Source organism: Pseudomonas sp. FP453 (assembly GCF_030687495.1).
GTDB lineage: Bacteria > Pseudomonadota > Gammaproteobacteria > Pseudomonadales > Pseudomonadaceae > Aquipseudomonas.
In genome coordinates this window covers 2300012-2325384 of sequence record NZ_CP117435.1, presented here as the reverse complement: position 1 = coordinate 2325384, position 25373 = coordinate 2300012, and the positions used below count along the sequence as shown (strand labels likewise).

Genomic DNA, 25373 nt, shown 5'->3' with positions numbered 1-25373 from the left:
TTCTCAATTGCACGGTTGCGCGTCATGAGCGAAATCCTCGAAGCCGATCACACCCAGCACCTGCGCGCAATCGAGGCGCTGTACAGCGGCCATCACGGCTGGCTGTACGCCACGCTCAAACGCAAACTCGGCAATGCCATGGATGCGGCGGACCTGGCCCAGGACACCTTCACGCGCATCCTCGCCTCCCAGGTCACGGTGATCGACCAGCCACGGGCCTACCTGACCTGCGTGGCCAAGGGCATCCTGGTCAATTGGTACCAGCGCAAGGCGCTGGAACGCGCCTACCTGGAAGCCCTGGCCAGCGCGCCGCTGCAAGAGGCGCCGTCGGCCGAAACCCACTTCATGGTGCTGGAGACCCTGCACGAAATCGACGCGATGCTCGACGCGCTGCCGCCGCTGGTCAAGCGCGCGTTCCTGCTGTCGCAGCTCAACGGCCTCAAATACGACGACATCGCCGTACAGTTGGGCGTGTCGCTGATCACCGTCAAACGCTACATGAAACAGGCGTTTGTGCAGTGCCTGATGCTGGTGGAATGAATGCTCAGCCTGCGCAAGGAACCGCCGCTGCCCGCTGACGTCCTCGAAGAAGCCGCCGAATGGCTGATGCGCCTGAGCGAAAACGACCTCAGCGCCAACGAACGCGCCGAATGGGAGCGCTGGAAGGTCAGCAGCCCCGAACGCGACCGCGCCTGGGCCCGGGCGCAGTTGCTGCAAAGCAAGCTCGGCGGTTTGCCGCCGGCGCTGGCGATGTCGGCGCTGGATCGTCCAAGTCATCCTGAACGCCGCGCGGCGCTGGGCAAGCTGGCGTTGTTGCTGGCGGTGATGCCGGTCGGTTGGGGCGGTTGGAAGCTGGCGCAGTCGCAGCAGTGGACGGCGGATTACCGCACCCACGTCGGCGAGCGCCGGGAGCTGGTGCTGGCCGATGGTTCGCGTATCACGCTCAACACTGACACGGCGATCGATGTGCGTTTTGATAGCCAGCAGCGGCTGGTGCAGTTGCGTGAGGGGGAGATCCTGGTGCAGACGGCGGCGGATGCTGTGCGGCCGTTTCTGGTGAGTACGCGCCAGGGGCATATGCAGGCGTTGGGGACGCGCTTTACCGTGCGCGAACTGGGTTCGCGGACTTATCTGGCGGTGCTGGAGGGGGCGGTGAAAGTGGTGTTGGCTGAGAATCGGCAGGGTGCGCCGTTGGTGGTCAATGCGGGGCAGCGTATGGATTTTTCTGCGCAGACGTTTGGTGGGGTTGAGGTTGCTGACCGGAATGTTGGGGCGTGGGCTCAGGGGATGTTGATGGCGGACAAGATGCGCCTGGCGGATTTTGTTGCGGAGCTGGCGCGGTATCGGCGGGGGGTTGTGCGGTGTGATCCGGCGATTGCGGGTTTGCTTATTTCTGGGGCGTTTCCGGTTGGTGATACGCAGCGTGCGTTGAATATGTTGGTGGGGACTTATCCGGTGGTTGTTAGGGGGCATTTGAGTGGGTATTGGGTGACGCTTTCGGCGGCTTGAGCTTGGGTTTTTTTGGAGTGAGTACATATCCGTTGCTGCGGTAACGGCGGCTTAGGGTTCCGCCCTTACGGCGGGTCACTTTGGAAAAGCCCCAAAGTAACCAAAGGGCTCTTGCCCCAACACTCGGCACCTCGCCTAGGCTCGGTGTGCCCGTAATCCGACATGGATTTGGGGGGCCGCCGCCACGCGCCATCCATGGCGCGGGGCGGCTAAACCGGCATCCCTGCCGGTTTACCCCCCAAATCCATGCCGAATTCCGGCCAGCGTGTTTAACGGGGCGCCTAAGATCAAAATCAAAAGCAAATCGCGGCGGCCTAGTAGCCGACCGGGTCTCTGGAGCTGACGCGTTCCCCTGTGGGAGCTGGCTTGCCTGCGATGGCATCAACTGGGTATGTCTGATGTACCGAGTTGCCTGCATCGCAGGCAAGCCAGCTCCCACATTTTGAACCGAGCTCGACAGGACAAATACCGGTCGGCTTTAAGGTCGCCGCGATCTGGTTTTTGATCCAGTGGTGGAGATCAAGAGCGAAAACTTGTGGGGCTGGCTTGCCTGCGATGGCATCAACTGGGTGTGCCTGATGTACCGAGTTGCCTGCATCGCAGGCAAGCCAGCTCCCACATTTTAAACCGAGCTCGACAGGACAAATACCGGTCGGCTTTAAGGTCGCCGCGCTCTGGTTTTTAATCCAGTGGTGGAGATCAAGAGCGAAAACTTGTGGGAGCTGGCTTGCCTGCGATGGCATCAACTGGGTGTTTCTGATGTACCGAGGTGTCTGCATCGCAGGCAAGCCAGCTCCCACATTATGAACCGAGCTCGACAGGACAAATACCGGTCGGCTCTAAGGCCGCCGCGCTTTTGCTTTTGATCTGGGGTCGCCCCGTCAAACACGCTGGCCGAACGCAGGCTTGAATCCGTGGGCAACCCGGCAGGACGCCGGGTTAGCCGCCCCGCGCCATGGATGGCGCGTGGCGGCGGCCCACGGATTCAAGCCTGCGTTCGGGCACACCGAGCCTAGGCGAGGTGCCGAGTGTTGGGGCGAGGACCTTTTGGTTACTTTTGGGTCCCTCCAAAAGTGACCCGCTGTAAGAGCGGAACCCTAAGCCGCCGTTACCTAAATAACGGATATGTACACCTCAAAAAAAAACCACCCCCAGCTGATACTTTTCCCAATCTCAACTGGCAAACACATCAACCCCACCCCACAGGCCCCCCACCCATGCTAGTGATCCGCAGCGCACTGCTCAGCCTGGCCCTCACCAGCGCCGCCATGGCCGCGCAGTTGGACGCTGTCACCCTACACGCCTACCACATCACCCCCGGCCCCCTAGGCGCCACGCTGTCGAGCTTCGCCGTGGACGCCGGCATCGCTCTGTCGTTCCTCCCCGCCCTCACCGAAGGCCTCACCAGCCCGGGCCTGTCCGGCACCTACTCGACCGAAGAAGCCGTCACCCGCCTGCTCGCCGGCAGCGGCCTGGAAATGGTCTTGCGCGAAGACGGCAGCTACACCCTGGTACAACGCCGCGTCACCCTGTCACAAACCACCGTCAGCGCCACCGAGCAGCGCGCCGACAGCCTGCCACCGGCGTACTCCGGCGGCCAGGTCGCGGTCGGCGGGCGCCTGGGCATGCTCGGCAACAGCGACGTGATGGACGCCCCGTTCAGCGTCAGCACCTACACCGCCGCGTTGATCAAGGACCAACAGGCCACCACCGTCGGCGACTTGCTGGAGCGTGATTCCTCAGTGCGCTCTACCGGGCAGACCGGCGGCATTGTCGATTCGGTTTTCATCCGTGGCTTCCCGGTCGGCGAAGGCAACCTCGGCGAGTTGGCCTTCGACGGCGTGTACGGCGTAGCGTCCAACTACCGCGTGTTCACCGAGTACGCCGAGCGCATCGAAGTGGTCAAGGGCCCCGGCGCCTTGCTCTACGGCATGTCGCCCAACAGCGCGGTGGGCGGGGGTGATCAACGTGGTGCCCAAGCGCTCCCTCGACGAAGACCTCACCCGCTACACCGCCAGTTATGCCCAGGATTCGCACCTCGGCAACCGCATCGACATCAGCCGCCGCTTTGGCGACGAGCGCCGTTTCGGCCTGCGCCTCAATGGCGGCGTGCAGCAAGGCAACACGGTGATCGATGACCAATCCCGTGAAGTCGGGATTGGCGCGCTGTCCCTGGATTATCAGGGTGAACGCCTGCGCACCAGCCTGGACCTGATCTCCCAGGAAGAGGAAAGGAATTCGACGCCGCGTCGCGCCCGTTCCTGATCGCCCCCGGCGTGGCCATTCCCAGCGCCGCCAACGGCCGCACCAACGTCAGCCAGGACTGGGGCTGGTCGCGCACCCGCGACAAATCCGCGTTGCTCAGCGGCGAATATGACCTCAGCGACAACCTGACCCTGTTCGCCCACGCCGGTGGCGGCAAATCGGCGGTGGCGCGCATGTCCGACCAGACCCCGAAAATCATCAACGCCGCCGGCGACACCGATTCGACGCCGGGCTATTACCGCTTCGAAGTGCAGCGCTACACGGTGGACGCCGGCGCCCGCGTGCGTTTCGACACCGGGCCGGTCAGCCACAGCACTGTGGTACAAGCCAGCCGCTATCGCGATGAGCTGTCGCGGGGGATTATTTCCGGCACCTCGGTGTTGTCGAATATCTACCACCCCGTCGACCGCCCCAAGCCGTCGATTGCCAAGCCGGACGCGCCGAAAGTCTCCGCCACCGAGCTGTCCGGCGTGGCCATCGCCGACACCCTGTCCGTGCTCGACCAGCGCGTGCAAGTCACCGTGGGCCTGCGCCAACAGCGCATCCAGTCCAACAACTACAACAGCGCCGGCGCGGTGACCACGGCCTACGACGACGGCAAGACCACGCCGCTGTTCGGCGTGGTGCTCAAGCCGTGGCAGCACGTGGCGTTCTACTACAACTACCTCGAAGGCCTGAGCAAGGGCGACGTGGCGCCGTCCAACGCGGCGAATGCCGGGGAGATCTTTGCGCCGTACGTGTCCAGGCAGCATGAAGTCGGGGTCAAGCTCGACTACGGCACCTTCATGTCCACCCTGGCCCTGTTCCAGATCGAAAAGCCCAGCGGCGAATTGGCCGCCGGGCGCTTCTCGGTGCAGGGCGAACAGCGCAACCGTGGCCTGGAATTGAACCTGTTTGGCGAAGTCGCCCCCGGCACGCGCCTGCTCGCGGGCGTGACCCTGCTGGATGCGCAGCTGACCCAGACCGGCATTGCCGCCAACCGCGGCAATAGACCGGTGGGCGTACCCGAGGTGCAAGCCAACCTGTGGGGCGAATGCGACACGCCGTGGGTCGACGGGCTGACGTTGACCAGCGGCGCGATCTACACCGGCAGCCAGTACGTCGACCAGGCCAACACCCAACGCCTCGATCCCTGGACGCGCATCGATGTCGGCGCGCGCTACAGCACGCGCATCGCCGAGCGGCCGACCACGTTCCGCGCCACGGTGCAGAACCTGTTCGACCGCCAGTACTGGTCCGGCGTGGCCTCCTACGGTGCGTTCTCCCAGGCGTCGCCACGCACCCTCCTCCTCTCGGCCACGGTCGATTTCTGATACCTGCAAGGGCTCCCATGATGCTTTCGATTGTTCGACGCGGCCACGTCCTGGCGGCGCTGTTGTTCACCGGGTTACTGGCCATGCCGGCGGTTGCTGCGCCCACCACGGTCACCGACCTGCTCGGGCGCCAGGTCAAGGTCAACCTGCCGGTGCAACGGGTGATTCTCGGCGAGGGCCGCCAGCTGTACCTGGTGGCCGCGCTGGACACGCACAACCCCATCGAACGCATCGTCGGCTGGCGCAAGGACCTGATCCAGTCCGACCCCGACACCTACAACGCCTACCTGCGCAAATTTCCCGCCATTGCCAGGATCCCCACCTTTGGCGGCTTTGAGGACGGCACCTTCGACATCGAACAAGCCATCTCCCAGCGCCCCGACGTGATCATCCTGAATATCGAGGCGCAACACGCCACCGAGGATGCGCGCTATATCGAGAAGCTCGACGCCCTGGGCATCCCGGTGGTGTACGTGGACTTTCGCAACCAGCCCATGACCAACACCGAGCCGACCATGCGCCTGTTCGGCCAACTGTTCGGCAGGGAGCAGCAGGCCGAGGCGTTTATCGCGTTTCGCAACAGACAGATCCGCCGCGTTACGGACGTGATCGCGGCGCAGCAACCCGCGCGCCCGGCGGTGTTTATCGAGCGCATCGGCGGCTATACCGACGATTGCTGCCTGAGTTTCGGCAATGAGAACTTCGGCCTGTTCGTCGAGATGGCCGGCGGCAATAACATCGCCAAGGGCATCATCCCCACGACGTTCGGCCAGTTGAACCCCGAGCAGGTGATCGTCGCCAACCCGGCGCAGGTGGTGGTGACCAGCGCCAACTGGGAGGCGTTCGCGCCGGGTGGGCATTGGGTGGGTGTCGGCCCCGGTGCAGACATGAACGAAGCCCGGCGCAAACTGGCGTGGTACACCCAACGCCCGGCCTATGCCGGGATCAAGGCCCAGGAAAGCCTGGCGTTCCACGCCATCTGGCACCAGTTCTACAACAGCCCGTACCAGTTCGTGGCGATCCAGCAATTGGCCAAGTGGTTTCACCCGACGCTGTTTGCCGACCTCGACCCCGAAGCGTCCTTTCGCGAACTGCACGAACGCTTCCTGCCGGTGCCGTATGAGCCGGGCTACTCTGTGAGCCTCAAGCCATGACCGTGACCTACCGCCGCCTGGTCCTGCGCAAACGCCTGATCCTCTGCGCCCTGGCCGTGCTGTTGCTGGGCAGCGTGCTGCTCGACCTCGCCCTCGGCCCGGCGCGCTACAGCCTCAGCGAAGTGCTCGGCGCCCTGCTCTCGCCAGACAGCGCAGCCCCGCAAGTGCGCGTGGTGATGTGGGACATCCGCCTGCCCGTGGCCCTGATGGCCGTGGCGGTGGGCGCCGCGCTGTCCCTGGCCGGAGCGCAGATGCAGACCATCCTCAACAACCCGTTGGCCAGCCCCTTTACCCTCGGCCTGTCCGCCGCCGCCAGCTTCGGCGCGGCCATGGGCCTGGCGTTTGGCGTGGCGTTGTTTCCGCTGGCGGCGCAGTACATGGTGCCGCTCAATGCGTTCATCATGGCCATGCTCTGTGCGTTGCTGATCCACTTCCTCAGCCTGCGCCGTGGCGTCACCGCCGAAACCATCGTGCTGCTGGGCATCGCCCTGGTGTTCACCTTTAATGCGCTGCTGGCGCTGGTGCAGTTCTTTGCCACCGAGCAAGCCGTCGCCGCCGTGGTGTTCTGGACCATGGGCAGCCTGACCAAGGCCACCTGGCCCAAGCTCGGGGTGATCTGCCTGGTGATCCTGATTACCCTGCCGATCTTCGCCAAGCGCGCCTGGGCCCTCACCGCCCTGCGCCTGGGCGATGACAAGGCCGCCAGCTTCGGCATCAATGTGCGCAGCCTGCGCTTCCAGACGCTGATCATGGTCAGCCTGCTCGCCTCGTTCCCGGTGGCGTTTGTCGGCACCATCGGCTTTATCGGGTTGGTGGGGCCGCACATCGCACGGATGCTGATCGGCGAAGACCAGCGCTTCTTCCTGCCCGCCTCGCTGCTGACCGGCGCGCTGATCCTGTCGGCCAGTTCGGTGGTGAGCAAAACCCTGATCCCCGGCGCGATCTTCCCGATTGGCGTGGTCACCTCGCTGATCGGCGTGCCGTTCTTTATCTCCCTGATCCTCAGCGGGAAGAAAAACTCATGGTAAGTATCCAGCTGGACGACGTGGGCGCCTGCTACGGGCCGCGCACCATCATCCGCGGCGTCAGCACCGCGCGGTTTGTCGGCGGCCAGGTGGTCGCCGTGGTCGGCCCCAACGCGGCGGGCAAATCCACCCTGTTCAAGCGCATCGCCGGGCTGATCGACGGGCCCGGTGAGGTGAACCTGCAAGGCTCGGCACAGGGCGTGCAAGGCATCAGCTACATGCCCCAGGGCCTTAACGCCAGTGCCCGGCTGACGGTGTACGAATCGGTGCTGCTGGCGCGCAAGCAACTGGCGCCGGGCTGGGTGGTGCACGATGACGAGCTAAAGCTGGTGGATGAAATGCTCGACGCCCTCGGCATCCGCGACCTGTCGTTTCGCAACCTCGGCGAACTCAGCGGTGGCCAGCAACAGTTGGTGTCCATCGCCCAGACCCTGGTGCGCGAGCCCGAAGTGCTGCTGATGGACGAACCCACCAGCGCCCTCGACATGCACCGCCAGGTCCAGGTGCTGAACTTTATGCGCGCCCTCGCCCGCCAGTGCCAGGTCATCGTGTTTATCGCCCTGCACGACCTCAACCAGGCCCTGCGCTTCGCCGACCAGGTGCTGGTGATTGCCGACGGCACGGCCCAGGGCAGCGGGCCGAGCCATGAGGTGATCAACGAGGCGATGTTGCGCGCGGTGTACAAGGTCGAGGCACGTATCGAGCGGTGTAGCCGGGGGCAGCACCATATCCTCATCGACGACATTGTCTGACTGACCCATTCCTCGCGAATCCTTGCCTGATCCTGCGGACTTGACGACAGCCGGCCACATGGCCCTTGCGCGGTGGTCTAAAGTTCGACACTAAGCGGCCAACGCATTTCCTATCAAATAAAGGCCGCACCTACCGTCGATCAGCAGGTGAGCCATGGAATTACGAATCAACCAGACGACCTATCAGGTCGATGCTGATGCCGATACCCCGTTGCTGTGGGTCATCCGCGATGACCTCGGCCTGACCGGCACCAAGTACGGCTGCGGCCTGGCCCAGTGCGGCGCCTGCTCGGTGCTGGTGGACGGCAATGTGGTGCGCAGTTGCGTAACCCCGGTGGCCGGCGTGGTCGGGCGTGAAATCACCACCATCGAGGCGATCGAAGCCGATGCGGTGGGCAAGCATGTGGTCGCGGCCTGGGTCGAGCATCAGGTGGCGCAATGCGGGTATTGCCAGTCCGGGCAAGTGATGGCGGCCACGGCGCTGCTCAAGCACACCCCCAAGCCCAGCGCTGAGCAGATCGACGCGGCGATGGTCAACCTGTGCCGTTGCGGCACGTACAACGCGATTCATGCGGCGGTCAACGACCTGGCCCAGCAGGAGAACGCCTGATGAAGACGCGCGATGACTTTTTCGATGGCCCGGTGAACCTGTCGCGCCGGCATTTCCTCGCGAGTACGGCGGTGGGTGCGCTGGTGATCGGCTTCGGTTTGCCGCTGGGTTCGCCCAGGGTGCAGGCCGCCACCGCCGAACGTGGCACCCAGGTGCCGGCGTTCCTGGAGATTCGCCCGGACGGCAGCGTGCGCTTGCTCAGCCCGTTTATGGAAGGTGGGCAAGGCACGCACACGGCGATGGCGCAGATTGTCGGCGAAGAACTGGACGCCGACCCCGCCACATTCACTGTCGAAGCCGCGCCGCCTGGCGAAGCCTATGTGGTGATGGAAAACGGCATGCGCATCACCGGCGGCAGCATGTCGGTGCGCATGAGCTACCCGACCATGCGCCGCCTCGGTGCATTGGCGCGGGCCATGTTGTTACAGGCCGGCGCCGAGCAATTGAACGTGCCGCTGGCCGAACTGAGCACCCAACCCGGCCGCGTGGTACACGCCGCGTCCGGGCGCTCCCTGGGCTACGGCGAGTTGGCCGGGCGCGCCCTGGACATGCCGGTGCCGGACCCGGCCACCATCACCCTGCGTGATCCGAGCCAGTTCCGCTGGATCGGCAAACCGGTGCGCCGCGTCGATGCCTACGACAAATCCACCGGCAAGGCGCAATACAGCATCGACTTGAAGGTCGACGGCATGCTCCACGCCGCCGTGCAACACGCGCCGCGCCTGGGCATGACCGTAGGCAGCCTGCGCAACCAGGCGCAGGTCGAAGGCATGAAAGGCGTGCATTCGGTGCACCAGTTGCCTGGCGCCGTGGCGGTGGTGGCCGAACGTTGGTGGCACGCCAAGCGTGCGGTGGAGGCGATCCAGGTCGATTGGCAGGAAGCCGGTGCCGACGCCAACGTGCGGGTGATGCCCGCCGACTTTTCCAGCGATGGCTGGCGCGACGTGCTCGCGGCCCAGCAAGGCCCAGCCCGTGACGATGAAAACGAAGGCGATGTCGCCGCCGCGCTGAAAGGCGCCAAGACCCGCGTCGAGGCCACCTACCACAACCAATACGTCAACCACGCCCAGCTGGAACCGCCGTCCGCCCTCGCCCGCTTCAACGCCGACGGCACGCTGGACATCTGGCTGCCCAACCAGGCGCCGGACATGTTCCGCGCCGACATCGCCAAGCGCGCCGGTCTCGACCCGGCGCAGGTCAATCTGCACTCGCCGTTGCTCGGCGGCTTTTTTGGCCGGCACTTCCTGTATGACTCCGCCAGTCCGTATCCCCAGGCCATCGCGCTGGCCAAGGCGGTCGGCCGGCCAATCAAGCTGATCTGGAGCCGCGAAGAAGAATTCCTGCGCGATGTGCTGCGCCCGGTGGCGGTGGTCAAATTCCGCGCCGCGCTGGATGAAAAAGGCTTTCCCGTGGCCATCGAGGCGGTGAGCGCCACCGAAGGCCCGACCGAAGCGATTGCCGGCAAACAGGGCGACAAACTCGACCCCACGGCGTTGGAAGGGTTGTCGGGCAAGTCGTATGCCATCCCCAACAAACGCATTGCGCAGATCTACGTCAAGGGCCCGGCGATGCTGGGCTACTGGCGTTCGGTGGGCAATTCGCTGAATGACTTTTTCTATGAAGCGTTTCTCGATGAGCTGGCCGACAAAGGCGGCCACGATCCCTATGAGTTGCGCCTGCACCTGCTGCTGCGCGACAACCCACGGCTGACCACCCTGCTGCAAGCGGTGGGCGAGTTGTCCGGCGGTTGGAAACGTGGGCCGTTCACCACCGCAGACGGCAGCCGCCGGGCGCGCGGCGTGGCCATGGCGTCGCCGTTTGGTTCCCACGCGGCGGTGATCGCCGAAGTGTCGATTGAACAGGGCCAGGTCAAGGTGCATGACATCTGGGAAGCGATTGACCCGGGCAGCATCGTCAACCCGGCAATTGTCGAAGCCCAGGTGAATGGCGCGGTGGCGCTGGGCTTGTCCCAGACGCTGCTGGAGGAAGCGGTGTTTATCGACGGCAAGCCACGGGCGCGCAACTACGACCTGTACCCGATCCTGCCGCCGTCGCGGATGGCGCGGGTGCATGTGCGGATCGTCGAGAGTGGCGAAAAGATGGGTGGCATCGGCGAACCGCCGTTGCCGGCCGTCGCACCGGCCGTGGCCAATGCGGTGGCGCAGTTGACCGGCCAGCGCATCCGCAGCCTGCCCATGAGCCGTCACACCTTCAGCTAACCGCCAGGAATTGCCCATGAACAACCGTCGATTCGCAAGAACCGCAGGCTGGCTGGTGCTGCCCTGCCTGGTCGCCGCAGGCGTGCTGGCCTGGTATGTCACCCGCCAGCCCGCTTCGCCTTTTGAACAAACACAAAGTGCTGACGCCGCATTGGTCAGCCGCGGCGAGTACGTCGCCCGGCTCAGTGACTGTGTGGCCTGCCACAGCCTGCCGGGCAAGACGCCGTTCGCTGGCGGCCTGGAGATGGCCACGCCGTTGGGGGCGATTCACGCCACCAATATCACCCCGGACCGGGAGCACGGTATCGGTGGCTACACCCTGGCCGATTTCGACCGTGCGGTGCGCCATGGCGTGACACCGGACGGACGCCGGCTGTATCCGGCGATGCCCTACCCGTCTTACGTGAAGCTCAGCGACGACGACATTCGTGCGCTGTACGCGTTCTTCATGAAAGGCGTGCAACCGGCCAGCGAGCCGAACATCCCCAGCGACATCCCCTGGCCGCTCAACCTGCGCTGGCCCATCGCGCTGTGGAACGGTGTTTTCGCGCCGAGCACACCCTACGCGGCCAAACCCGAACAGGACGCCCTGTGGAACCGTGGCGCGTATATCGTGCAAGGCCCCGGCCACTGCGGCAGTTGCCACACGCCGCGCGGGTTGGCGTTCAACGAGAAGGCGCTGGACGAATCCGGCGCGCCGTTCCTCGCCGGCGCCCTGCTCGACGGCTGGTACGCACCGAGCCTGCGCCAGGACCCCAACACCGGGTTGGGACGCTGGAGCGAGCCGCAGATCGTGCAATTCCTCAAGACCGGGCGCAACGCCCACGCGGTGGTCTACGGCTCGATGACCGAAGCGTTCAACAACTCCACCCAGTTCATGCAGGACGACGATTTGGGCGCCATCGCCCGCTACCTCAAGTCCCTGCCCGGCGACCCACAGCGTGACGGCACGCCGTGGCAATACCAGCCAGCCACCGCCAGCACCGGCCCGGGCGCCCACACCTATGCGACCCGTTGCGCGTCCTGCCATGGCCTGGACGGCAAGGGCCAACCCGAGTGGATGCCACCGCTGGCCGGCGCCACCTCGGCCCTCGCCAAGGAAAGCGCCTCGGCGATCAACATCACCCTCAACGGCTCGCAACGGGTGGTGGCGGCGGGTGTGCCGGACGCCTATCGCATGCCGGCGTTTCGTGAGCAGCTGTCGGACCAGGAAATTGCTGAAGTCCTCAGCTATATGCGCATCACCTGGGGCAACCACGGCGGCGCGGTGGATGCGCAGGCGGTGGGCAAGTTGCGCGGGCATACCGATCCGGCCAGTAGCAGCCCGATCATTTTGCATATGCGCTGACACTGGCCAGATGATCGTTCCCACGCTCTGCGTGGGAATGCCGCCGGTGACACTCTGCGTCACGCCTTCAGAACGGACGCAGAGCGTCCGGGGATGCATTCCCACGCAGAGCGTGGGAACGATCGACTGGAGCCGGGCACTACCAGTCGTATCAATACAGCTCAACTGTGGGAGCTGGCTTGCCTGCGATAGCGGTGGCACGGTTGCATGATTTGCAGCTGACGGTCAGTGATGCCGGGCCGGGGTGTCGGGTGGAATTGGTGGGGCGGGTGTGATTTCGTTCAGCTGCGGATATTGAACCTGCACATCCTGCACATAGACTTGTGCCTGATGTTTGAGCCAGTCAAACATCCGGGCGATATTCGGTTCTGACTGTCGCCCATTCCGGCAAATAAGGTAGTACGCCGCGGGCGACATCATCACAGGACCGTTCAAGGCGACTAAAGAACCGTCCTTCAATGCGTCGTACACCAACGCTGTGCGGCCCAAGGCAATCCCGTCACCTTTCAACGCCAGGCTGATAGCCAGGCTGGAATCCGGGAAGCGCGGCCCATGATGATACGGCGGCGCAGCCAACCCCTGGAACGCGAACCAGCTTTCCCATCCTGGGCACACTTGATCGTCAACGCGATGAATCAGCGGGTACTGTGGGATGTCCGCCAATGCGATATCACCGTGGGCCTTCAAGAACTGCGGCGAGCACACAGGGAACACTGCGTCACGCATCAGCAATTCAGCATGATGATCTGGATACTCGCCGTACCCCATCACAATCGCGACATCGAACTGATGAGCGCCGAGGTTGGCGCTGTGCATATCCGCGCTGGTCAACACCAGATCAAGGTTGAATGAGGCCTCGGTGTGAGAGCCATGCATTCTGGGAATCAACCAAGTCGAACAGAGCGAGGACGTGCAGGAAAGATAAAGCGGCTGGGATTTATTGGGGTTAAGCGAATGCAGTACCTGCTCAAGAGCCTTGAAAAACCCATCGGTGACCGGCAATAGCGCCTGCCCCGCTACCGTCAGCTTGACGCCCCGCGAATGCCGCTCGAAAAGCTGCACGCCCCACCACTCCTCCAACCCTGCAATTTGATGGCTGATGGCGCTGGCGGTCAGGTTCAGCTCAGCAGCCGCACGCGCAAAGCTGCCGGTTTTTGCGGCACTGACAAAGGCTTGCAGCATGGGTGTAGGGGGCGGACGTTGGGCCATCAAGCGCTCACTTTGATCAGGATGATCCCGCAAACAATGACGAACGCCGAAAGCATCCGCCGCCAGCCGAAGCGTTCATGAAAGAACAGCGCGGCGATGATCGCGCCGATAATAACACTGGTTTCGCGCAGCGCTGAGACCTTGGCAACCGCGTCCAACGACAGCGCGAACAGCACCAGGCCGTAGGATGCCAGGTAAAACACACCCCCCATCGCACCCATTCGCCAATGGTTCCGAACCGCTTGCGCAAGCGCCGAACGCTGCTTGATAAACGCCAGCAGCGGGATGGGGATGCTTTGGAACACCGTCAGATAGATGATGTATTGCAGCACCGTCTCACTGGCCCTGACCCCTTTGGCATCCACCACCGTGTAGGACGCTATGAAGGCCCCGGCACACACCGCCATCAGAATCGGCTTGAACATGTGCGCCGTCATCTTGCGAACAAACGTCAGGCTGATAATCCCCCCACAAATCAGCAGCACACCCACCATCGCCTGAAACGACAGTTGTTCATGCAACATGAAGTAGGAAAACAGCGCGACCAAAACAGGCGGTACACCGCGCATCACCGGATAGACCTGGCCAAAGTCGCCCGTTTCGTACGCTTTGATCAGAAACAGTCGATAGATCGTATTGAGCACCACCGAAATCACCACATAATCCCATACCTCCGGGCTCGGCAGATTGACCATCGGCAGCGCGGCCAGGCAGATCAGCAGCGCCGTGCCATCGACCATGGCCAGGGTCATGAAACGGCTGCTTCCGGCACGGACAACAGCGTTCCAGGTGGCGTGCAGGAAGGCGGAGATCAGGACCAGGGTGATAGCGATGTTTGAGTTATCCATGGGGCTCGGCTGAGAGGGGAAACGAAGGCAGCGATTTAACGTGGCCTGTGGGATAGCCAAAAGCGAAAGCTCGTCAGCCCAGTGGTGAAAATTCGTCATGTCAGGATCGTCCCTCCAAACACTGGAGATCCAATGTGGGAGCGGGCTTGCTCGCGAAGGCGGTGTGCCAGTAGCCAAAAATGCTAGCCGAACTACCGCTATCGCAGGCAAGCCAGCTCCCACATTTGGATATGTGCCTGGCTCAAAAAATAGGCACACCCGCAATCCCCTGTGGGAGCGGGCTTGCCCGCGATGGCGGCGTGTCAGTCACCAAAAATGCTAGCCGAACCACCGCTTTCGCAGGCAAGCCAGCTCCCACATTTGAATTGCGCCTGGCTCAAGAAATAGGCACACCAGCCATCCCCTGTGGGAGCCGGCTTGCCCGCGATGGCGGCGTGTCAGTCGCCAAAAATGCCAGCCGAACCACCGCTTTCGCAGGCAAGCCAGCTCCCACATTTGAATTGCGCCTGGCTCAAGAAATAGGCACACCAGCCATCCCCTGTGGGAGCCGGCTTGCCCGCGATGGCGGCGTGTCAGTCGCCAAAAATGCCAGCCGAACCACCGCTTTCGCAGGCAAGCCAGCTCCCACATTTTGATCTCCATGCATCAGGGGGCTTGGGTGGGTTGCTGGCGTTTTGTCATGGTTTGTAAAGGGCCAGCAAGCCGTGTCGCTTTAAATTGCAGGACGTTTCCTAGACAATCCCTGCCGCCTTGTGCCTGCTGGAATCGGTGGCTAGTCTGCGGTCCGTCACTGCTTATCAGTGATCGGGTTTAGTCGCCCGACATCCAGTTGTGCGCAAGCTGTCACCGTGTTCATGGTGGCTGTGCGCAGGGCACCTTCGGGTGCGCCGGAGCCAACTGGCCGGTCGACTAACCTGCGTACAGCCGCCACCCTCGTTTAGTCGCGAAGGGATCGGCTCCTTACCTACCAGTTGGAGATACACCATGAACAAGGTTGTCCCCGATCCACCCTTCGACCCCGCCAAAGATCGCGCCGCCTTCAACCGCGCCATCGATCATTACCTGCCCACCCAAGGTTTCCACTCGGTCAACGAAGACTTGAGCTTCGAGGATGCCCTGCTCTACACCGCCAGTTTGCTCGATAGCGCGTCGGCCACTGCGCTGGATTGTGGTGAACAGCTGGAGAGCCCCGAACGAGCGAAGATTTTGGCGGTGTGGCACCTACTGGAGATTGCCCGGACCACGGTGGATCGCTCGATCAACTGCCTGAAACACGGTTAAAAAATGTGGGAGCTGGCTTGCCTGCGATAGCGGTGTATCAGTCGCCTAAAATGCTGGCTGATCCACAGCTATCGCAGGCAAGCCAGCTCCCACATTTGAATTGCGTCTGGCTCAAAAAATAGGCACACCAGCCATCCCCTCTGGAATCGGCAGTGTCTGATAGCCCCCATCACATTTGTTAACCGTTTCTTTGACGTTTTTTTCTCATTCCTCGCTCTACATTCGCCGCGCCCAAACATGCAAATGATTCCTATTGGTCTAGTCTCAATCGACCACCAGCGGACTTCCCGTGCAGCCATAAAAAACCGGAGCGCTCACCGCATGACCACTCGTCTTCCGTCTTTCCTCAAAACAGCCCTGCTCACCACTGCCCTGCTCAGCGCCGGGCATGTCTATGCCGCCGATTCGGTGGGCATCGTGGTGTACAACGCCCAGCACGAAAGCCTCACCAAGGCGTGGGTCGAGGGGTTCACCCAGGAGACCGGGATTCCGGTGACGATCCGCAACGGCGACGACACCGAGATGGGCAACCAGATCGTGCAGGAAGGCGCGGCCTCTCCCGCCGATGTGTTCCTCACCGAGAACTCGCCGGCCATGGTGCTGGTGGACAACGCCGGGCTGTTCGCGCCGGTGGCGCCTGCCACCCTGGAACAAGTGGACGCCGCCTACCGCCCGGCCCATGGCAAGTGGATCGGCATTGCCGCGCGTTCCACGGTGTTTGTGTACAACCCGAGCAAGCTCAAGGAAGCCGACTTGCCCAAGTCGCTGCTGGATCTCGCGTCCCCTGACTGGAAAGGCCGCTGGGCCGCCTCCCCCGCCGGTGCCGACTTCCAGGCCATCGTCGCCGCTGTGCTGGAGCTCAAAGGCGAAGCCGCCACCCTCGACTGGCTCAAGGCGATGAAGGCCAACGCCAGCATCTACCGTGGCAACAGTGCCGTGCTCAAGGCGGTCAACGCCGGCCAGGTGGACAGCGGTGTGATCTATCACTACTACAGCTTTGTCGATCAATCCAAGACCGGCGAAAACAGCAAGAACACCCAGCTGCATTACTTCAAGCACCAGGACCCGGGCGCGTTTGTGAGCATTTCCGGCGCCGGCGTGCTGGCTTCCAGCAAACATCAGGAACAGGCCCAGGCCTTCGTGAAGTGGATCACCGGCAAAGACGGCCAGGCGATCCTCAAGGACGGCAATTCGTTCGAGTACGCCGTCGGCCAAAACGCCCAGTCCAACCCCAAGCTGGTGCCGCTGGCGCAGCTGGACGCGCCAGAGGTGGATGCGTCCAAGCTCAACAGCAAAAAAGCCGTGGCGTTGATGACCCAGGCCGGACTGCTCTGATTGTTGCCTGAAACGTCACTCCAAGGCGTCGCCCACCCGGCGCCGCGTAGACGCCGCCACGGCCTGTTCAGGGGCCGTGGCGGCACGTGGGTCACCAGCCTGTCGGTGTTGGTTTCGTTGTTGGCGCTGCTGCCGATTGCCTTTGTGATCGGCGTGTCCTGGCAGATCGGCTGGGCACAGATCGAAGCCTTGGTGTGGCGCCCGCGCGTCGGCGAATTGCTGGTCAACACCGTGCTGCTGGTGCTGCTCACCCTGCCCTTGTGCATTGCGCTGGGGGTGGCCCTGGCCTGGCTGACCGAACGCAGCAACCTGCCGGGCCGCCGCGTGTGGTCGTTGTTGGCGGTGGCGCCACTGGCGGTGCCGGCGTTTGTGCACAGTTATGCGTGGGTCAGTTTGGTGCCGTCGATCCATGGCTTGCCGGCCGGGGTGTTGGTGTCGGTGATTGCCTATTTCCCCTTTCTTTACCTGCCGGTGGCGGCGACCTTGCGTCGGCTGGACCCGGCGATTGAAGACGTGGCCGAGTCCCTGGGCCTCAAGCCCTGGGCGGTGTTTTTCCGGGTGGTGTTGCCGCAACTGCGCCTGGCGATCTGCGGCGGCGCGCTGCTGGTGGGCCTGCATTTGCTGGCCGAATACGGCCTGTACGCGATGATCCGTTTTGATACGTTCACCACGGCGATCTTCGACCAATTCAAGTCCACCTTTAACGGCCCGGCGGCGAATATGCTTGCGGCGGTATTGGCCCTGTGTTGCCTGGCGATGCTCACCGTCGAATCCGCCGCACGCGGCCATGCGCGTTATGCGCGAGTCGGTTCCGGCAGCGCCCGTGAGCAACGCGTCGTCGAACTGGACACCGGCACCACCCTGCTCGCCCTCTGCCTGCAAGCCGCGACCTGCGCGCTGGCCCTCGGCGTGCCGCTGGTCACGCTGGGCAAATGGCTGATCGCCGGTGGCAGCGAAGTCTGGCAGTTCGGCGAGCTGTTGCCGGCGTTGCAGCAAACCGTGCAACTGGGCATTGCCGGCGCGCTGTTGACCACCTGCGCGGCGGTGCCGATTGCCTGGTTGTCGATCCGCGCGCCGGGGCGTTTGCAGCGCATCCTCGAAGGCTGCAACTACATCACCAGCTCGTTGCCCGGCATTGTCGTGGCGCTGGCCCTGGTCACGGTGACCATCCACTTCGCCCGGCCGATCTACCAGACCACCCTCACCGTGCTGCTCGCTTACCTGCTGATGTTCCTGCCCCGCGCGCTGGTGAGCCTGCGCGCCGGCATCGCCCAGGCGCCAGTGGAGCTGGAAAACATGGCGCGCAGCCTCGGCCGTTCGCCGGGCCGTGCGTTATGGCTGATTACCATGCGCCTGGCCGCGCCGTCTGCCGCAGCGGGGGCGGCGCTGGTGTTCCTGGCGATCACCAACGAGTTGACCGCCACCCTGCTGCTGGCGCCCAACGGCACGCGCACCCTGGCCACCGGGTTCTGGGCGATGACCAGCGAGATCGACTACGCCGCCGCCGCGCCCTACGCGCTCATCATGATCCTGCTGTCACTGCCGTTGACCGGCCTTCTCTACCACCAATCCAAACGCACGGCAGGCCGATGAACGCCCTCGAACTGAACGCACTCTGCAAATCCTTCGGCGCCCAGCGCGCCCTGGCGGACGTCAGCTTGTCGGTGCCCACCGGCAGCCGCACGGTGATCGTCGGGCCGTCCGGCTCGGGCAAGACCACCTTGCTGCGGATGATCGCCGGCTTTGAATTTCCCGATACCGGCAGCCTCACGCTGAACGGCCAGACCCTGGTGGACAACACCCACGCCGTGCCCGCCCACCAACGCCAGATCGGCTACGTGCCGCAAGATGGCGCGCTGTTTCCGCACATGACCGTGGCCGACAATATCGGCTTTGGCCTGGCGAGCCAGGGCGAGGCGCGCCGCGCACGCATCGCCGAGTTGATGGACAGTGTGGCCCTCGACGCCAACATGGCGCGGCGCTGGCCCCACGAACTCTCCGGCGGCCAGCAGCAACGCGTGGCGCTGGCCCGCGCCCTGGCGCAACAGCCACGGCTGATGTTGCTGGATGAACCGTTTTCCGCCCTGGATACCGGGCTGCGTTCGGCGATGCGCAAGATGGTTGCGCGGTTGCTCAGCGACGCGGGCATTACCACCATCCTGGTGACCCACGATCAAAGCGAAGCACTGTCGTTCGCCGATCAGTTGGCGGTGATGCGCCAGGGCCGGCTGGTGCAGTCGGGCCATCCGATGGACCTGTACCAATACCCGGTGGACGAACAGACCGCGTTGTTTCTCGGCGAGGCCGTGGTCATGCCCGCCCGCGTCGAAGCCGGTTGGGCGCACTGCGACCTGGGGCGCGTGGCGGTGGACAGCAAGCTCGACCACGACGCCACCCGCATCATGCTGCGCCCGGAACAATTGCAACTGAGCACCAGCGACCTTACCGGCTGCCCAGGCGTAGTCACCGAGCGCGAGTTCGGCGGCAATACCTGCACGCTGACCGTCAAGCTGCACGCCAACGGCCACGCGATCCTGGTGCGCAGCTCCGGCCTGCAAGCGCCGCCGATGGGCAGCGTGGTGCACCTGACCACCCTCGGCCTGGCGCATATCCTGAATAAAAGCCGCGCCCTCAGTCCCGGCTAAGTGTCGTGCCGTACCTTCTCTCCTGCGCCAACCACAGCGCGGTCAAGGAGGGGTAAGCCCGATGAATGCCACAGCAGCCCGTTGGCTGAACAAAGTACCCGAGGTCACGCTGGCCTTCTGGGTGATCAAGATCCTGTCCACCACCGTGGGCGAGACCGGCGCGGACTACCTCGCCGTGGAGGCCGGCTTCGGCGCCGGCTGGACCAGCCTCGGCATGGCCGCGCTGCTGGCCGTGGCGTTGTTCGGCCAACTGCGCACCAAGGCCTATACGCCGTGGATCTACTGGTTGACCGTGGTGTTGGTGAGCATCGTCGGTACGCAAATCACCGACATCCTCACCGACAAACTCGACGTCAGCCTCTACACCAGCACGGCGATTTTCTCGGTGCTGCTGGCCCTCAACTTTATGGTCTGGTACCGCACTGAACGCAGCCTGTCGATCCGCGCCATCGTGACCCCGCGCCGTGAGTGGTTCTACTGGACCACGGTGCTCTGCACCTTTGCCCTCGGCACCGCCGCCGGCGACCTGGCCACCGAAGCGCTGGGCCTGGGCTTCACCGTGGGCGCGATGATTTTTGCCGGTCTGATCGGCGTCGCCCTGCTGGCCTGGCGCCTGGGGGCCAACCCGGTGTTGACGTTCTGGATCGCCTACATCCTCACCCGACCCTTCGGCGCATCCCTTGGCGACCTGCTGACCCAAGCCAAGACCTACGGCGGCCTGGGCATGGGCGCCAACTGGACCAGCGCGATCTTCCTCTGCGTGATCGTGCTGCTGGTGGCCGTCGCGCAACTCAGTGTCGGCAATCGCCAAACCATTACCCAATGACGACTCATCTCAAGGAAAACCTTATGCGCCCTGTGCAAAACCTGATTCGCCGCGCGGCCATCGCCGGCGCCATTGCCCTGCTGAGCATCGCCACCGGCTGCTCGAAACCGGCCGACAAACCGGCGAGCGCCACCAGCCCTTCCACCAGCCAACGCCAGGCGTCAAAGCTGGGCGACCTGTCGGAGTTCCGCAACATTGCCGTGGACGTCTCCGCCCTCGTCGCCAATAACGACCTGGCGGGCGCCAAAGCCCGCATCAAGGACCTGGAAAGCAGCTGGGACGCCGCCGAAGCCGGGATCAAGCCGCGTGCCGCCAACGACTGGCACGTACTGGACAAGGCCATCGACCGCGCGCTCTCGGCGTTGCGTGACGGCAACCCCAACAGGGCCGACTGCAAGGCCTCGATGGATGACCTGCTCAAGGCCTTCGACGCGATGAAAGGCTGACGCCTGGCGCCGCAGATGCTTCACTACACACGCGGCGATCACCTCGCCGCGTTGGCTATTTCAGCGGAGAGCGCGATGCGCATATTGCTGGTCGAAGACGACCCCATGATTGGCGACGCGATCCAGCGCGCCCTCAGCGATGCGAGCTATGCCGCCGACTGGGTGAAGAACGGCCTCACCGGCCTGGCTGCCCTCGACACCCATCCCTACGACCTGGTGCTGCTGGACCTCGGCCTGCCCGGCAAGGACGGCCTCGATGTGCTGGACACGATCCGCGCGCGCAACAACCCCGTGCCGCTGCTGATCATCACCGCCCGCGACAGCCTCGACGACCGCCTGCGCGGCCTGGATGGCGGCGCCGATGACTACCTGCTCAAACCCTTCGACATCCCCGAACTGCTCGCACGCATCCGCGCCGTTTTGCGCCGCAAAGGCGGCAGCGCGCAGTCGGTGCTGGGCAATGGCGTGGTGACGCTGGACCTGCTGTCGAAGCAGGCCACCCTCGACGGGCAACCCGGCGTGGCGCTGTCCAGCCGAGAATTCGCGTTGTTGCAGGCCCTGTTGATTCGCCCGGGGGCGATTCTGTCGCGCAGTGAATTGGAAGACCGCCTGTATGGCTGGGGCAACGAAGTGGAAAGCAACGCCATCGAGTTCCTGATTCACGCCTTGCGGCGCAAGTTGGGCACTCATGTGATCAAGAACGTCAGGGGCATGGGATGGATGGTTTCAAAAGGCGTTTGAGTGAATCGGTGCAACTGCGCCTGTCGGTGACGCTGTCCCTGGCGATTCTGTTGGTGGCGCTGCTGGCAGGCGTGTTTGCGTTTGTCTCGGCCTTTGAAGAGGCCCATGAACAGCAGGACGAGACCTTGCGGCAGGTGGCCATGCTGTACGACCGCCAGCAGATGACCTTGCAGTACCCGCAGGGCATGGCCATCGACGGCGACGATGAAGAAACCCGCTTGATCATCCAGCACCTCGGTGATGGCGCGCACGCCACGGGCAGCAACGATGAAGCCCTGCCGCTGCCCTTCCCCGCCAGCCTGGCCGACGGCCTTTCCACAGTCGAGGTGGCGGGCGAAGCCTTCCGCGTGCTCGTGCGCACCACCGCCCACGGCGAGCGCATTGCCGTGGCCCAGGAGTCGGCGGCCCGGGACAAGGACGCCCGCGAAAGCGCGTGGCGCAGCCTGTTGCCGTTCCTGATCCTGTTTCCAGTGCTGTTGCTGGTGGTCGGCGATCTGGTGCGCAAGCTGTTCCGCCCGATTGGCGTCCTGGCGGCGCAGATCGACCGGCGTGCCGAGCACGAACTGCACCCGATTGACGAGCAACACCTGCCCACCGAAGTGCGCCCGTTTGTGGTGGCGATCAACCGCCTGCTGGCCCGGGTCGGCCAGTCGATGGACGCCCAGCGGCGCTTTGTCGCCGACGCCGCCCACGAGCTGCGCTCGCCGATGACCGCGCTGGCCTTGCAGGCCGACCGGCTGGCCGGCGCGGACCTGTCGCCCCAGGCCCGCGAGCGTTTTGTGCCGTTGTCCCGGGGCATCGAACGCGGGCGCAAGCTGATCGACCAGCTGTTGAGCCTGGCGACGGCGCAAGCCACCTCGGAGCGTGTGCAAAGCGGGCTTTCGGTGCATGAGGTGTATCGCCAGGTGCTGGAGGATTTACTGCCACTGGCCGAGCGCAAGGGCATCGATATCGGCGTCGATAGCCCGCAGGACGTGCAGGTGCGCTTCAACGAAATGGACCTGTTCACCCTGGTGAAGAACCTGGTGGATAACGCCATCCGCTATACCCCGGAGGGCGGGCGCATCGATCTGTCGGTGGCGGTGATGGCGGGCGCGGTGCGGCTGCAAATCAAGGATTCGGGGCCTGGGATTGCCGTGGCGGAACAGGCGCGGGTGTTCGACCCGTTCTATCGCAGCCTGGGTACGGATGAAGCGGGTTCCGGGCTGGGGCTGTCGATCGTCAAGGCCATTGCCGAGCGCACGGGGACGCGGGTGGAGCTGGGGTTTAGCGACCCGGTGGCACAGCGTGGGTTGTGTGTTTCGGTGTGGATTGCCCAGGCGTGAATCGATTCAACTGTGGGAGCTGGCTTGCCTGCGATGGCGGCGGATCAGACAACACACCTGTAACTGACCGACCGCTATCGCCGGCAAGCCAGCTCCCACATAAGCCCGGTTCCACATTGAAACCGGGGAATACCAGGGTTCGGCTTACATGTCGTACCGCACCGCCATACCAAAGGTACGCGGCGCTCCAGCGTCGATGATTTCGTCGTCGCGGTTGTTGGTAACGTACTGCTTGTCGAAGGCATTTTTCACAAACCCCGACACCGCCACATTCTGGGTGACCTTGTACTCGCCGCTGAAGTTGGCCAGCACATAGTTGTCGCTGCGACGCTCGCCCGTGACCTTGCCGGCCGCGTTGAATTCATACGCCGACGGCGCACTGCTCTGATAGGTGACGTCGGTGTTCAGCGTCAGGCGTTCGTTGACGCGGTAGAGGGCGCCCACCGACCCCTTGTACTTCGGCGCATACAGGAAGGCTTCGCCACTGCGGTCCTGGCCACGGTCGGTGACGAAGTCCTTGTACTGGCTGTCGGTGATCGCGCCGCCGAGGGTCAGGGTCAGCTGTTCGCTGAGGTCTTTTTCGACGAACACTTCCAGGCCCTTGATGTCGCTGCGACCGGCGTTGTACACGTTGATGATATTGGTGTTGGCCTGACGCACGCTGACCTGTTGGTCTTTCCAGTCGGTGTAGTAGAGGTTGGCGCGGGCGCGCAGCGTGTCGTCGAAGAAAGAACCGCGATACGACAGCTCATAGTTGGTGGTGTATTCCGGGTCATAGGCCTCGTGGCCACTGCCGGAACGCACGTTGACGCCGCCGCCGCGATAGCCCTTCTGCACCATGAAACCGAGGTACTGGCCGGCGGCGAGTTCGTAGTTGAGGCCCACTTTGGGCAACAAGGCCGCGAAGGATTTGTTGACCTTGCCTGCGTCGGACAAGTCGTCCTGCTTGATATTGGTGTCGTTGCTCTCGCGGTCGTAGCGCAGGCCGGTGATCAGGGTCCAGCGCGGGGCGAAGGTCCAGTCGACTTCGCCAAACAATGCCTTGTTTTCGATGGTGGTGGCGCCTTTGACGGTGGCCGCCAAATCGCCATCGAACAACAGCTGATCATGGAAGTTGTTGGTGTTGTGGCCGTAGTAGGCGCCGACAAAACTCTTCACCGTGTCCGAGCTGTAGTTGAGGCGCAGTTCCTGACTGAACAGGTTGCCATCCTGGCGCCGGCGGATCACTTCGTTGTCGACGGCGTTCTGGTCGAAGTCCAGGCGGTTGTTGTAGTCGGAGGCGGTGTTGGCGGTGAGGCTGGTCAGCGACCAGTGCTCGTCGAGGCGGTAGTCGAGCTTGGCGCTGACGGTGTCCTGGATCAGGTTGTCGTAGGCCTGGGTGTCGGACGAAATCTTGTAGTAACGCACCTTGTCCTTGTTGCGCATCACCGAGTTGTCGCCCTGGCGGTGCTCGTTGTGGGCGTAAGTCAGCAGCACATCGAGGTCGTCGGTGGGCACGATCAGCAATTTGCCGCGCGCATTGCTGGTGCGATGGGGGTTGGCGTCCTTGCCCAGGGCGATGTTGTCGATGTAGCCGTCGCCGTCCTGATAGTCCAGGGCGATACGCCCGGCGATCTTGTCGTCGACAATGGACCCGCCACCGGCCACGGCCGCGCCTTTTTCACCGTAGTTGCCGACGTTGGTTTGCGCCGAAAACGTCGGTTGGAACGTCGGGTTGCGGGTCTGGATCACCACGGCGCCGGCCAGGGAGTTGCGGCCCTGGGTGGTGGACTGCGGGCCGAGGAACACTTCGACCTGCTCCACATCCCACAAGCCGGTCGGCGTCAGCGTGAGGGTACGGTTGGGCTGGACGGCGCCATCGACATACACCGACACCGCGCCATTGAGGGTCGCCGGGCCCTGGTCGTCGAAACCGGACACCGGCACGCCGCGAATCCCCCAGTTTTCATTGCCGGCCTGGCTGTACACACCGGGCGTACGGGCGAAGACGTCGACCAGGCTGTGGTCGGCCTTGTCGCGCAGTTGCTGTTCGGTCACCACCACCACGCTGGACTGGGTCTGTTCCAGGGTGCGGTTGATTTTTTCGCCGCTGACGGTGATCGGCGCGATTTCCAGGCTGTTGCTCTCAGCCGCCCAGGCGCCGTTCGCCAGGCACGCCATGGACCCTACGGCCATCGCGATTGTAGTTTTTTTGACATTCACGCCCTGCACCCCTACGCCAGATAGTTATTGTTTTTGCTGCAGGCGAAAGGTGGCCAGACGCCAGCGGGGCGGAGTTTATGCGATAAAAATGCCGAAATAAACAGAATTGATAATCCATCTCATTCGCGACGTAACCCGTCAAATGTATCCGACTCAACACACACCACTTCGATTTGATCGTTCCCACGCCGAGTGCTGGAACGATCATGAAAATTAATAATTTTATAAATTATCTAAATAACAATATTTAATAATTAGCTTATTCGAAAAAAGAATTTCACTCAGGTTTTTTATAGTAATAAATTCAGTTCAACCCCACC

The 25373-nt window shown here is 63.4% G+C and carries 20 protein-coding genes and 1 pseudogene; 17 read left to right on the top strand and 4 right to left on the bottom strand.

The features are described from left to right. Positions 1-24 precede the first annotated feature (24 nt). On the top strand, positions 25-540 hold the full coding sequence (locus PSH87_RS10705; protein ID WP_257783171.1) for a sigma-70 family RNA polymerase sigma factor: 516 nt from the start codon (positions 25-27) through the stop codon (positions 538-540). After that, positions 541-1509: a FecR domain-containing protein gene (locus tag PSH87_RS10700; protein ID WP_305433515.1), complete on the top strand. Its 969-nt coding sequence runs from the start codon at positions 541-543 to the stop codon at positions 1507-1509. Between the two features lie 314 nt (positions 1510-1823). On the opposite strand, the gene PSH87_RS10695 is transcribed toward PSH87_RS10700, so the two are convergent. Next, positions 1824-2297, bottom strand: coding sequence for a hypothetical protein (locus PSH87_RS10695; RefSeq protein ID WP_370695303.1), 474 nt, complete (start codon positions 2295-2297; stop codon positions 1824-1826). Between the two features lie 429 nt (positions 2298-2726). Between PSH87_RS10695 and PSH87_RS10690 the strand changes: the two are divergent. From PSH87_RS10690 to PSH87_RS10660, 7 genes and pseudogenes are all read left to right on the top strand, one after another. Continuing rightward, a pseudogene (locus PSH87_RS10690) lies at positions 2727-5087 on the top strand (TonB-dependent siderophore receptor). A 20-nt stretch (positions 5088-5107) separates the two neighbouring features. Further along, positions 5108-6241, top strand: a complete 1134-nt coding sequence (locus PSH87_RS10685) for an ABC transporter substrate-binding protein (protein ID WP_305434292.1) — start codon at positions 5108-5110, stop codon at positions 6239-6241. Next, positions 6238-7269 carry an iron ABC transporter permease gene (locus tag PSH87_RS10680; RefSeq protein ID WP_017736908.1) on the top strand — a complete coding sequence of 344 codons (1032 nt, stop codon included), beginning with the start codon at positions 6238-6240 and terminating at the stop codon, positions 7267-7269. The genes PSH87_RS10685 and PSH87_RS10680 overlap by 4 nt, the downstream gene beginning before the upstream one ends. Beyond that, positions 7263-8018: an ABC transporter ATP-binding protein gene (locus tag PSH87_RS10675; protein ID WP_305433514.1), complete on the top strand. Its 756-nt coding sequence runs from the start codon at positions 7263-7265 to the stop codon at positions 8016-8018. The genes PSH87_RS10680 and PSH87_RS10675 overlap by 7 nt, the downstream gene beginning before the upstream one ends. Positions 8019-8172: 154 nt before the next feature. Beyond that, positions 8173-8628, top strand: a complete 456-nt coding sequence (locus tag PSH87_RS10670) for a (2Fe-2S)-binding protein (RefSeq protein ID WP_305433513.1) — start codon at positions 8173-8175, stop codon at positions 8626-8628. Further along, positions 8628-10847 carry a xanthine dehydrogenase family protein molybdopterin-binding subunit gene (locus tag PSH87_RS10665; protein WP_305433512.1) on the top strand — a complete coding sequence of 740 codons (2220 nt, stop codon included), beginning with the start codon at positions 8628-8630 and terminating at the stop codon, positions 10845-10847. Before PSH87_RS10670 ends, PSH87_RS10665 begins: the two co-directional genes overlap by 1 nt. A gap of 16 nt (positions 10848-10863) precedes the next feature. Further along, positions 10864-12195, top strand: a complete 1332-nt coding sequence (locus PSH87_RS10660; protein WP_305433511.1) for a cytochrome c — start codon at positions 10864-10866, stop codon at positions 12193-12195. A gap of 225 nt (positions 12196-12420) precedes the next feature. Here PSH87_RS10660 and PSH87_RS10655 read toward each other — a convergent pair whose 3' ends face one another. After that, positions 12421-13404: a LysR substrate-binding domain-containing protein gene (locus PSH87_RS10655; protein WP_305433509.1), complete on the bottom strand. Its 984-nt coding sequence runs from the start codon at positions 13402-13404 to the stop codon at positions 12421-12423. Continuing rightward, positions 13404-14252 (bottom strand): EamA family transporter, encoded by an 849-nt coding sequence (locus PSH87_RS10650; RefSeq protein WP_370695317.1) that lies wholly within the window; start codon positions 14250-14252, stop codon positions 13404-13406. The genes PSH87_RS10655 and PSH87_RS10650 overlap by 1 nt, the downstream gene beginning before the upstream one ends. A 984-nt stretch (positions 14253-15236) precedes the next feature. On the opposite strand from PSH87_RS10650, the gene PSH87_RS10645 reads away from it, so the two are divergent. The 8 genes from PSH87_RS10645 (at position 15237) to PSH87_RS10610 (ending at position 22851) form a co-directional block, all read left to right on the top strand. Continuing rightward, complete coding sequence (locus PSH87_RS10645; RefSeq protein ID WP_305433505.1) at positions 15237-15533, top strand: hypothetical protein; 297 nt, start codon at positions 15237-15239, stop codon at positions 15531-15533. Positions 15534-15854: 321 nt separating this feature from the next. Next, positions 15855-16868: an iron ABC transporter substrate-binding protein gene (locus tag PSH87_RS10640; RefSeq protein ID WP_305433503.1), complete on the top strand. Its 1014-nt coding sequence runs from the start codon at positions 15855-15857 to the stop codon at positions 16866-16868. After that, positions 16869-18461, top strand: coding sequence for an ABC transporter permease (locus PSH87_RS10635; protein WP_370695302.1), 1593 nt, complete (start codon positions 16869-16871; stop codon positions 18459-18461). Further along, positions 18458-19513, top strand: a complete 1056-nt coding sequence (locus PSH87_RS10630; protein ID WP_305433501.1) for an ABC transporter ATP-binding protein — start codon at positions 18458-18460, stop codon at positions 19511-19513. Before PSH87_RS10635 ends, PSH87_RS10630 begins: the two co-directional genes overlap by 4 nt. A 61-nt stretch (positions 19514-19574) precedes the next feature. Next, positions 19575-20339: a hypothetical protein gene (locus tag PSH87_RS10625; RefSeq protein WP_305433499.1), complete on the top strand. Its 765-nt coding sequence runs from the start codon at positions 19575-19577 to the stop codon at positions 20337-20339. Between the two features lie 23 nt (positions 20340-20362). Beyond that, the gene (locus PSH87_RS10620; RefSeq protein ID WP_305433497.1) at positions 20363-20785 is read left to right on the top strand and encodes a hypothetical protein; all 423 of its coding nucleotides are present in this window, start codon (positions 20363-20365) and stop codon (positions 20783-20785) included. A gap of 75 nt (positions 20786-20860) precedes the next feature. Continuing rightward, entirely contained in the window at positions 20861-21526 is a 666-nt protein-coding gene (locus tag PSH87_RS10615) for a response regulator transcription factor (RefSeq protein WP_124529265.1), read from the top strand. Further along, positions 21502-22851: an ATP-binding protein gene (locus PSH87_RS10610; protein WP_305433495.1), complete on the top strand. Its 1350-nt coding sequence runs from the start codon at positions 21502-21504 to the stop codon at positions 22849-22851. The genes PSH87_RS10615 and PSH87_RS10610 overlap by 25 nt, the downstream gene beginning before the upstream one ends. 144 nt (positions 22852-22995) lie before the next feature. Here the strand turns inward: PSH87_RS10610 and PSH87_RS10605 are convergent, their stop codons facing one another. Beyond that, the gene (locus PSH87_RS10605) at positions 22996-25053 is read right to left on the bottom strand and encodes a TonB-dependent receptor (protein WP_305433493.1); all 2058 of its coding nucleotides are present in this window, start codon (positions 25051-25053) and stop codon (positions 22996-22998) included. Positions 25054-25373: the final 320 nt, after the last annotated feature.